Here is a 9,889-nt window from a genome sequence, read left to right on the forward strand (position 1 = left end):
CGATGCGCGAGAGGCCCTCGATACGGAAAAGTGAGGCCATGGGGCTGATCGGCGCGAGCGTGACCCGGCAGGAGGACGTCCGCCTGCTCACGGGGCGGGCGCAGTACATCGACGACGTGCGGCTGCCGGGGATGCTGGAGGCGGCCGTCCTGCGCAGTCCCGTGCCACACGCACGGATCCTGCGCGTCGACACCACCGCGGCGGAAGCCCATCCAGGGGTGTTCGCCGTGATCACCGGCGAGGACGTGCGGGCGACCACGAAGACACCGCAACCGGTTATCTGGTCGAACCTGCCGGATATGCGGACGCCCGAGACCCATGCCCTGGCCGTCGGCAAGGTGCGCTACCACGGCCAAGGTGTCGCGGCCGTCGCGGCGAAGGACCGGGCGACCGCCGAAGACGCGCTGGAACTGATCGAAGTCGAGTACGAGGAACTCCCGGCCGCCGGCACGCTCGAACAGGCACTGGCGGAGGACGCGCCGAAGCTCTACGAGGACTGGCCGGACAACATCGCCGGCACCGGGACCATCCCGATGGGTGACGTGGCCACCGCGTTCGCCGAGGCCGACGTCGTGCTCACCGAGTCGTTCCGGTTCGCCCGCCAGATGGGCACGCCGATCGAAACGCGGGGTGTGGTGGCGACCTGGGACCCCTTCACCGACCGGCTCGACGTCTGGCTCGCCACACAGGCGCCCAACCTCGCGCGCGAACTGTTCGGCGAGGTCTTCGGGCTCTCGATGGACCGGATCCGCGTACGCACTCCCGATGTCGGCGGTGGCTTCGGGAACAAATTCGACTTCTACGCCGAGGAAGTTCTCGCGGCGATCCTCTCGCGGCGCACCGGGAAGCCGGTCAAGCTCATCGAGGACCGGGCGGAGAGCTTCGTCGCGAACGCGCACTCGCGCGAGCAGAAGATCGACGTCGAGCTCGCGGCCAAGGAGGACGGCACGATCACCGGCCTGCGCGCCACCGTGTACGGCGTCCTCGGCGGCGTGCTCGGGACCGTCGGCGCCAGCCCGTGCTGGACGACGACCGCGCTGCTGACCGGGCCGTACGCCATCCCGAACGTGGAACTGACCCTCGTCGCCGTGATGACGAACCGGTCGCCGTATGGATCGTTCCGCGGTTACGGGCTGCCGAAGGCGAACTTCGTGCACGAACATCTGGTGGAGCAGCTGGCGAAACGTCTCGGCATGGCCGCGCACGCCGTGCGGCGCAAGAACTTCATCCCACCGGAGGCGTTTCCGTACCAGGGCCCGGTGTTCGTCTACGACAGTGGCCGCTACGAGGATTGCCTCGATCTTTGCCTGAAGGCGGTCGAAGACGCGGGGTGGGCGGAGCGCCGTGGAAAGGGTGTCGGTATCGGATACGCGTTCCACAACGAACTGACCGGGTTCGGGCCGAGCCGGATCATCAACCTGGCCGGATTGGGGCATTCCGGTTTCGACGAGGAGGTCGTGCGGGTCGACTCGACCGGCCACGTGACCGTCCACACCGGACTGTCCGCGATCGGGCAGGGCATCCACACGACGCTGGCACAGGTGGCCGCGCATACGCTCGGCGTCCCGCTCGACCACGTCACCGTGCTCTCCGGGGACACCCAAAGCTGCCCGTACACCGGCTACGGCACGGCGGCGAGCCGCGGGGCGGCCGTCGGCGGGGCGGCCGTGCTGAACGCGTCCACCCGGCTGCGGGCGAAGATCCTGCGGGTGGCCGGGCACATCCTGGAGGTCTCTCCCGACGATCTGTCCATTCAGGACGGTGTCGTCGCGGTGAACGGGGTCCCCGGCAGGAAGATCACCCTCGCCGCGATCGGCGACGCGGCGTACCGGCGGCTGAACGGCGCCTGGCCCGAGGACGAGACGCCGACGCTGGAGGAACGCGAGGTCTACGACCCGGTCAACGTCGCGACGTCGTTCGGCTGCACCGCCGTCCTCGCCGAAGTCGACAAGGAGACCGGAGTCGTGACACTGCTGGACTACCTGATCGCGCACGACTGCGGCACCGTCATCAACCCGACGATCGTGGACGGGCAGTTGCACGGCGGCGCGGCGCAGGCGATCGGCGGGGCGTTGTACGAGGAACTGGTCTACGGCGCGGACGGGCGGATGGAGACCACGTCGTTCACCGGGTACCTGCTGCCGACCGCGACCGAGATCCCGCCGTTCTCCGTGTCGCATATGACGACTCCCGCCGAGCACGTTCCCGGCGGGTTCAAGGGGATGGGGGAAGCGGGCGTGATCGGCGGCGGTGCGGCGATCGCGCACGCCGTCGAGGACGCGCTGCGCGAATACGGCGTCGACATCACGTCGCTGCCGATCACGCCGCCACGGCTGCTGGCCGCGCTGAAACGGGGAGCGGCCCGGTGAAGGCTGCGCCGTTCAAGTACTTGCGGGCTTCGTCGCTCGACGAGGCCATCGAAGCGCTGGGCACCCCGGACGCGCGGGTGCTGGCAGGCGGACAGAGCCTCGTGCCGCTGCTGAATCTGCGTCAGGCACGTCCCTCGCTGGTGGTCGACATCAACCGCCTCGACGAACTTTCCTTCCTGCGCAAGGAGAACGGGCGGCTGGAGATCGGCGCCGTCACCCGGCATCGCTCGGCGGAGACGTCCGCCGTCGTCCGGTCCGAAGTCCCCCTGCTCGCCGAGGCACTCGGCCACGTGGGGCAGGTGGCCATCCGGAACCGGGGCACGATCGGCGGCAGTCTCGCGCACGCCGATCCGGCCGCGGAGCTGCCCGCGGTGATGGTCGCGCTCGACGCCGATTTCACCGTCCGCGGCTCCGCCGGGGAACGGATCGTCGCGGCACGGGACTTCTTCCTCGGCCCGCATCGGACGGCGTTGGGCCGGGGCGAGCTGCTGACCCGGATTTCGGTGCCGTCGCATCGAGGCGGCTGGGCCGTCGAAGAACTGAGCAGACGGAGCCGCGATCTCGCGCTGGTCGCCGTCTTCGCGACCGTGACGATGTCCGGCGACGTCTGCGAATCCGCGCGGATCGCCCTCGCGGGAGCGGGTCCGACGCCGATCCGGGCCACCGCCGCCGAAGAGTCGCTCACCGGCGGCCCCATGACCGGCGACGCGATCGCCCTCGCCGCGGAACTCGCCGCCGCGGCGACCGATCCGCCCGGCGACCTCCACGCTCCAGCCGATTACCGGCGCGAGATGGCCGCGGTACTCACCCGGCGTGCGCTCGCGCGGGCCAAGGAGGACGCATGATCACGGTCACCCTGACGGTGAACGGCCGGACCTACCGCGCCGACTGCGAACCAAGGCGGACACTGGCCGACTTCCTGCGCCACGACCTGGGTTTCACCGGGGTGCACGTCGGCTGCGAACACGGCGTCTGCGGCTCGTGCACGATCACCCTCGACGGTGCGAGCGCGCGTGCTTGCTGCCTGCTGGCGGTGCAGGTGGACGGGTCGGAGATCGTCACGGTCGAGGGGCTGGCGTCGGCGGGCGAACTGCATCCGCTGCAGGAGTCGTTCCGGAAGCACCACGGGCTGCAATGCGGATTCTGCACGCCGGGGATGCTGGCGACGGCGACAGAGCTGCTGAAGGAGAACCCGGACCCGACGGACGCCGAGATCCGGCAGGCGATCTCGGGGAACCTGTGCCGGTGCACGGGATATCAGTTCATCGTGGACGCCGTCCGGAACGCGGCCCGGTGAGGGATCACCACTCGTCGTCGATATGCCGCCTCAGCTCCTGGGCGGTCCGTTTGGGGAGGGCGAGGAGCACGCCCTCGAGCATTTCCCTCGCCTGCCAAGGATCGCCGCAACACTCCCAGATGCCGCAGCCCTCGCTGTCGACCCGAAGCCTTCGGTACGGATCCGCGATGAACTCCCGCCAGAGGCGGAGCGCGGTCCGGACCGCACCGGGGCCGAGGTAGTTCCGGGAGCGTTCGAGGCGGGAGATCCCCGCGGCGAGCGCGGGCGAGAACTCTTGCCGGTCCCGAGCGGGCGCTCTACGCGGCATCGGCCTTTCGGAAGTTCGTCATGCGCTCATCATGACATGAAGGCCCCCTTCCTGTACCTACGCGCAAGGAAGGGGGCCTTCATGTACCCCTGGCTCAGCCGACGATGTCGATTTCGAACTCCACGTTCGAGCTGTATTCGAAGTCGGCCCACACCGCGCCCGGCAGGTGATACCGCCGGTGCGAAACCGTCTTCGGGTTGAATCCGGGTGTCTGCATGGGATTCCCGCCGACACCGACCTTGTCGCTACCCCAGGCGTAGATGTTGCCCTGCCACACGGGCGCGTCGGTGATGCCGTCCCCGTCGACCCGCGGGCGGACGATGATCGCGGCCGTCTCGCTGCCGGAGAGGAACAACCGCACGGAGGTGGTCGAGGGACTGGCCGGAATGGTCCTGCGTTCCATGAGTTCTGTCGTCGCCTTCCGCTTCGGGGCGGCGCCGCCGCCGGTCAAGTGGGCGTTCGTGTAGGACTCGTTGAGATCGACACCGCCCGCGCGGATACCGGGGATCTTGCCGGCGTCCGAATACTGGTGGATGTCGTACCGGCCCGCGGCCGGATCGGGTTTCGCGCCGTAACGTGCGATCCAGATGACGAGGTTCGGCACGCCGAACTGATCCGGGCGCAGCATCTTGGCGAGCGAGTTGTTCAGGTAGATGCCAGGCCGGAAGCCGTGCCCCGCCACGCGGTTGCAGAACCTGATCGCGAAGTCCCGCTTGCGCGAGTCGGGGATGTTCGGCGCCCCCGAACCCGGCGGGTTGTCCTCCAGATCGAGCATCGGGACACATCCGGTCGCCCCGAGGCGCCGAACCTCCGCGATCAGTACGTCGGCCTGCGCCTCCGGCGAGGGACTCGCCTGGGCGAAGTGATAGCCCCCCACCGGGATGCCGACGGATCTCGCGCCTGCCACCAACGCGTCGCCGGTGTTGCGGCCGCCGTTCGGGAGGCCACCACCGTCGCTGAGCTTGACGAAGACGAACGTCACGCCATGGTTCTTGACGGCCTGCCAATTAGTAACGGTTTGAAAGCGACTGTAGATATCTATTCCCAGCGCCATCGTTACAGCCTGACGGGTGAACCAGTTGGACAAAAGGGCCTAGTGGGCGATAACTGGTTCGTCCGTTTCGCCCTTTCGGGCGGCCCCTCCTTGGCTGACTCGGCTCACCCATGCCCGTACTGTGACAACCATGGCGTCTCGAAGCCCCTTTCGCTGGCTGACCCGGTGGGCGGACTGGTTCGAAGAGCGCGGCGTCTACGTTCCGGGCGAGGAGAGCCGGGCGGTCGATCCGATGCGCGATTTCGGCTGGCTGATCGTGGCCTGGGTGTCCGGTCTGGCGATCTTCATCCTGTTCTTCGCCTTCGCCGTCTGACCTGTCGCCGATGTGCCATCGAGGTGACGGCTGTCACTAGCCGTGCCCTTCCGATCACGGATCGGCCACGGCTGTACACCAGGTGCGCCTCAACCCGGCCGTGCCGCTCCTCTCGGCTGCGGAAGACCGTCACTCTGGACTCTTCGGCACTAATACCTACCTCGAACGGCCCACCCGCACCTCCGACTGGAGTAACCGCACATGGCGCCCCCGCGCACCCCGAAGCTCGTCATCGCCGTCTGCTCGCTGATGCTGGCGGCCGCGTGCGGGGTTCCGGCACCGGAAAAGGGTGCCGCCGTGCTCGGTGCGGACGCCCCGGCGCAGGGCTTGGCCGCGACGCACACCGAAGGCGACCTGGCGTTCGGCGCCCCGCACCGGTTCGCGACCGGCGTCACGATCTCCGTCTCCGCGCCGAAGTCGTTCCGCCCGAGCGCGTCCGCGTATCCGCAGAGCCCGCGCGCGGTGGCCTTCGACATCGAGGTGACGAACGCGGGCGACGGCACGTACCGGCTCTCCGGCCTGTCCGTGACGGGTGAGGTCGACGGGGAGACCTCGGCAGTCAAACAGGTCGTCGACCCGGTGCAGGGCTACAACGGCGTCGCGGACGCCGGCAAGGACGTGGCACCCGGCCGGTCGGTCCACCTGAACCTGGCGTTCGCCGTTCCGGACAGGCCGGTGAGGCTGCGCCTGCAGGTGCGGCCGAGTCCGTCGGAGCCCGTCGCCGCGAAGTACTGCGGAAAGGTCTGACGCCGCCGGTTCGCTACCGTGTGCGTCATGACCGAGCAGCGACTTTCCCCCGGCGACAAAGCGCCCGACTTCACCCTCCCCGACAGCGAGGGCAACGACGTCAAGCTCAGCGACTTCCGCGGCAAGTCGGTCGTCGTGTACTTCTACCCGAACGCCGGCACGCCGGGCTGCACGAAGCAGGCGTGCGACTTCCGGGACAGTCTCGCGCAGCTCAACGACGCCGGCTACCAGGTGCTCGGCATCTCGCCCGACAAGCCCGCGAAGCTGGCGAAGTTCGTCGAGGCGGAAGGGCTGACCTTCCCGCTGCTGTCCGACACGGAGAAGACTGTCTTAAAGGCGTACAGCGCCTTCGGCGAGAAGAAGAACTACGGCCGGGTCTACGAAGGCGTCATCCGCTCGACGTTCGTCGTCGACCCCGAGGGCAAGATCGCGGTGGCGCAGTACAACGTGCGGGCGACGGGGCACGTCGCGAAGCTGTTGCGGGACCTCGACCTGGCGTCCTGACGATGACGGGACTGGAGGGACCCGCACTCAAACTGGGCGGCAGTATCGCCACACACGCGGCGAAGTCCTGGCTGCGGCGACGGCGCAAGAAGACCGAACGCGAGTCGAGCCTCGCCGAACTTGCGGCGGACGAACTCAAAGGGCCGCTGGAGAAACGCAAGCTCGAAAACCTGGTGGAGACGATCGGCCTGCAAGTGGCCGAAGAGCTGAAACCGGTCCTCGCCGCACGGTTCTCGGCCCTGCCCGAAAACGAGATCACCGCGGCGTTCCTCGCTGTCGAGGACACGCTCGGCAAGGTCGATCTCTCCGATGAAGCCCTCCTGACGGATGACGCCGACCCGGAACTTCTGGCCCGGCGTGTCCGCGAACAGTTCCCCGCTCGCTCGGCCCTGCTCGCCGGGCGGGCGGCGGATCTGTACGAACTGGCCTTGGGCCAGGCGTGCCGTCACCTGGTGATGGTGGTGCGGCACCTGCCGTCGTTCCAGTCGACGACGCTCGCCGAAATCTTGGGACGGCTGACCCGACAGTCGGACCAGCTGGACCAACTCCTCGCGCTGATCCCGAAGACGAGCCTTACCGCTCCTGCTGGAACCGACCATGACGCGGAGTTCAGGGCGGAGTATCTGAGCCTCCTCGCACGGAAACTGGACAAGCTCGACCTGCTCGGGCTGACGTTGGACGACCATCCGACATTGCCACTGACGGTCGCCTACCTGAGTTTGAGCGTGTCCGCGGAAACCACTCAGCGGGGCAACCGACATCCCGCCGAGTGGTTCGAGAGGCACCCCGATCATCGCGGCGGCACGACGATGCGAGTGGAGAACGCGATCGGCGACTCCCTTCGGACGCTCGTCCGTGGCGAGGCCGGATCAGGGAAGACGACCCTGCTCCACTGGCTCGCGGTCAAGGCGGCTACGAACGGTTTCAGTGGCAAACTCGCCCCGTGGAACGGCTTCGTGCCCTTCGTGATCCGCCTGCGGAGTTTCGCCAACGGTGATCTGCCGGATCCCGACCGGTTCTTGGCGCATACCACACCGATCCTTTCCGGGCGCATGCCCGCCAACTGGCCCGACCGCGTCCTGCGAACCGGCAAGGCGATGGTCCTCATCGACGGCGTCGATGAGGTAGACGCACCACGACGCCGCAAGGTCAAGGAATGGCTGCAGGAACTCGGGCTGGCCTATCCGAACGCTCGCTTCGTCGTCACCTCCAGAACCGCGGCCGCAGACCGGCGTTGGCTGTCGCAAGAAGGCTTCAGCTCGGTGCTCCTGGAACCCATGACCGCCGAAGACATCCACGCATTGATGGCCCGATGGCACCGAGCGGCTGTCTCGGTCCGCCCCGACGCGGACCACGATGCCGCTCAAAGGCGATTGCTGAGCCAGTTGAATTACCGCCCCCATCTGCGAACGCTGGCTTCGAGCCCGCTGCTGTGCGCGATGTTGTGCGCGTTGAACCTCGCGCATCGGTCGGAGTTGCCACGCGACCGGATGGACCTTTACCGCAAGGCCTTGTCGATGCTGCTCCACATGCGCGACACCGAACGAGGAATTGCGGTGCTGCTGAGCGAGGAGCAAAAGAAGACCTTACTCGGCCACCTGGCCTGGCGGCTGACCTCCAGCGGCAAGGTCGAGTTGCCGAAGAACGAGGTACTGGAACACATCGCCTACCGCATGCGGTGGATTCCGCACCTCGACCACGGCGCGGATGAAGTGCTGGACCACCTCCTCGAACGCAGCGGCGTCCTCCGGGAGCCCGTGAATGGCCGAGTGGACTTCGTGCACCGGACCTTCCAGGAATTCCTCGCGGCCCACGAAGCCACCGACGGAGGCTACGTCGATACGCTGGTTTCCCAGGCGCACCGGGACACCTGGCGGGAAACGGTGGTCATGGCGTGCGGCCACGCCAAGCAGCATCAAGCCGACAAGCTGCTGACGGAGATCCTCGACCGCGCGGATGCCGAACGGAGTTACGCGCGACGGCTCAGGCTGCTCGCGGCAGCGTGCCTGGAGACGGTCGGCAACGTCGATCCGAGGGTGATCGAGCGAGTGGAGCAGGTGATCCGTGATCATCTCGTACCGCCTCGGAGTCTCCGGGAAACACGTTCACTCGCGTCGATCGGCCCCCGGCTTCTGCACTATCTACCGGAAACCCTGGACGGGCTCAGTGAGCCGGTCGCCGCTGCCACCGTCCATGCGGCCGCACTCACCGCGACGAACGACGTGCTTCCGTTGCTGCGAAACTACGCGCAAGACAGCCGGGAGAAGGTCCAAGATTGGCTTGCCGAAGCGTGGGCTTACTTCGACCCGGCACGTTTCGCCGACGAAGTGCTCGCTGATTCGCCGTTGTTCGACGGTCACCTCGAGATCCACTATGCCCGGCTCGCACCGCACACGAAACGACTTCGCCATTTGAAAACCCTCGCCGCCGAGCTTCTCAGCGACGAACTGACCAGCCTGGACATGTTGTCCGGCCTGACCAGCCTCACCAAACTGAGTGCGACCTTCGATCCGGACAGGGTCGTAGATCTGAAACCGTTGACCGAAAACACCGGCCTGACCGACCTCACCGCGAGCTTCGCCAAGAGCTACAAGAACATTCGACACCTGAAGTCGCTGAAAGAACTCAAGAAGCTGGCGATCTTCAGGGCATCACCCTGGCGTAGCCTCGATTCGCTCGAACACTTGCAGCAGGTCGAGAAACTCTCCTTGGATGAGCTGGAGTCGGCCGGAAGCCTGGATGCCCTCGCCACCATGTCCGCGCTGCGTCAGCTTGTCCTTTGGAGCTGCCCGGATCACATAATCGCCAACACTGAACCGAATTCCGCCATCAAAGACCTCACGTTCTACGGCGACGGGAGATACAAAGTTGCCACAGAACATCTAGCCCACTGTTTTCCGGCAGTGGAGGACCTGACGGTTTCGTCGACAGACCTAGGCGATCTTTCACCCTTGACCACGATGCCTTTGACCAGACTGGGATTGCTCGGCTGCGTTACCGCGAACCTGGCCGGGCTGACCCCATGCCCCAGTCTTGAGTACCTTTGGATCTCCGGCAGCCATGGCGAGCTGGACGTGAGCTCCTTGGCGGATCTTGAGATCACGCTGGATGTTCGTCTTAACGAGAAGGTAGTAGGACTCGACAAGCTGGGCTCCGGCGTGAAGGTGATCCGCTAGCTGGCGTGAGTGGCGGGTTGGGGTTTTAACCCCAAACCCCCCCAACCCCCCCCCAACCCCCCCCCCAACCCCCCCCGCCCCCCCAAACCCCCCCCCCCCCCACCCCCCCCGCAGCCGACGCA

The 9,889-nt window shown here is 67.0% G+C and carries 9 protein-coding genes; 7 read left to right on the forward strand and 2 right to left on the reverse strand.

What is annotated here, in order from left to right; genetic code table 11:
• The first annotated feature begins 38 nt into the window (after window positions 1-38).
• Genes ACIBTM_RS01770 through ACIBTM_RS01780 form a run of 3 tightly spaced genes read left to right on the forward strand, consistent with a single transcriptional unit; the run spans window position 39 to window position 3,666 of the window.
• Entirely contained in the window at window positions 39-2,369 is a 2,331-nt protein-coding gene (locus tag ACIBTM_RS01770; protein ID WP_395874565.1) for a xanthine dehydrogenase family protein molybdopterin-binding subunit, read from the forward strand.
• Window positions 2,366-3,214, forward strand: coding sequence for an FAD binding domain-containing protein (locus ACIBTM_RS01775; RefSeq protein WP_395874567.1), 849 nt, complete (start codon window positions 2,366-2,368; stop codon window positions 3,212-3,214). Before ACIBTM_RS01770 ends, ACIBTM_RS01775 begins: the two co-directional genes overlap by 4 nt.
• A complete protein-coding gene (locus ACIBTM_RS01780; protein WP_395874569.1) occupies window positions 3,211-3,666 on the forward strand; it encodes a (2Fe-2S)-binding protein in 456 nt (151 codons plus the stop codon). The genes ACIBTM_RS01775 and ACIBTM_RS01780 overlap by 4 nt, the downstream gene beginning before the upstream one ends.
• Before the next feature lie 4 nt (window positions 3,667-3,670).
• Here the strand turns inward: ACIBTM_RS01780 and ACIBTM_RS01785 are convergent, their stop codons facing one another.
• A complete protein-coding gene (locus tag ACIBTM_RS01785; protein ID WP_395874571.1) occupies window positions 3,671-3,973 on the reverse strand; it encodes a hypothetical protein in 303 nt (100 codons plus the stop codon).
• A gap of 94 nt (window positions 3,974-4,067) precedes the next feature.
• Window positions 4,068-5,027, reverse strand: coding sequence for a glycoside hydrolase family 25 protein (locus ACIBTM_RS01790; protein ID WP_395874573.1), 960 nt, complete (start codon window positions 5,025-5,027; stop codon window positions 4,068-4,070).
• A gap of 130 nt (window positions 5,028-5,157) precedes the next feature.
• Between ACIBTM_RS01790 and ACIBTM_RS01795 the strand changes: the two genes are divergently transcribed.
• From ACIBTM_RS01795 to ACIBTM_RS01810, 4 genes are all read left to right on the forward strand, one after another.
• On the forward strand, window positions 5,158-5,340 hold the full coding sequence (locus tag ACIBTM_RS01795) for a hypothetical protein (protein WP_007028251.1): 183 nt from the start codon (window positions 5,158-5,160) through the stop codon (window positions 5,338-5,340).
• Between the two features lie 201 nt (window positions 5,341-5,541).
• On the forward strand, window positions 5,542-6,087 hold the full coding sequence (locus ACIBTM_RS01800; protein ID WP_395874575.1) for a hypothetical protein: 546 nt from the start codon (window positions 5,542-5,544) through the stop codon (window positions 6,085-6,087).
• Between the two features lie 27 nt (window positions 6,088-6,114).
• Entirely contained in the window at window positions 6,115-6,591 is a 477-nt protein-coding gene (gene bcp / locus ACIBTM_RS01805; protein WP_395874577.1) for a thioredoxin-dependent thiol peroxidase, read from the forward strand.
• A 2-nt stretch (window positions 6,592-6,593) separates the two neighbouring features.
• Window positions 6,594-9,767 (forward strand): NACHT domain-containing protein, encoded by a 3,174-nt coding sequence (locus ACIBTM_RS01810; protein ID WP_395874579.1) that lies wholly within the window; start codon window positions 6,594-6,596, stop codon window positions 9,765-9,767.
• The last annotated feature ends 122 nt before the right edge of the window (window positions 9,768-9,889 follow it).

Source organism: Amycolatopsis sp. NPDC049868, assembly GCF_044461365.1.
Taxonomy (GTDB): domain Bacteria; phylum Actinomycetota; class Actinomycetes; order Mycobacteriales; family Pseudonocardiaceae; genus Amycolatopsis.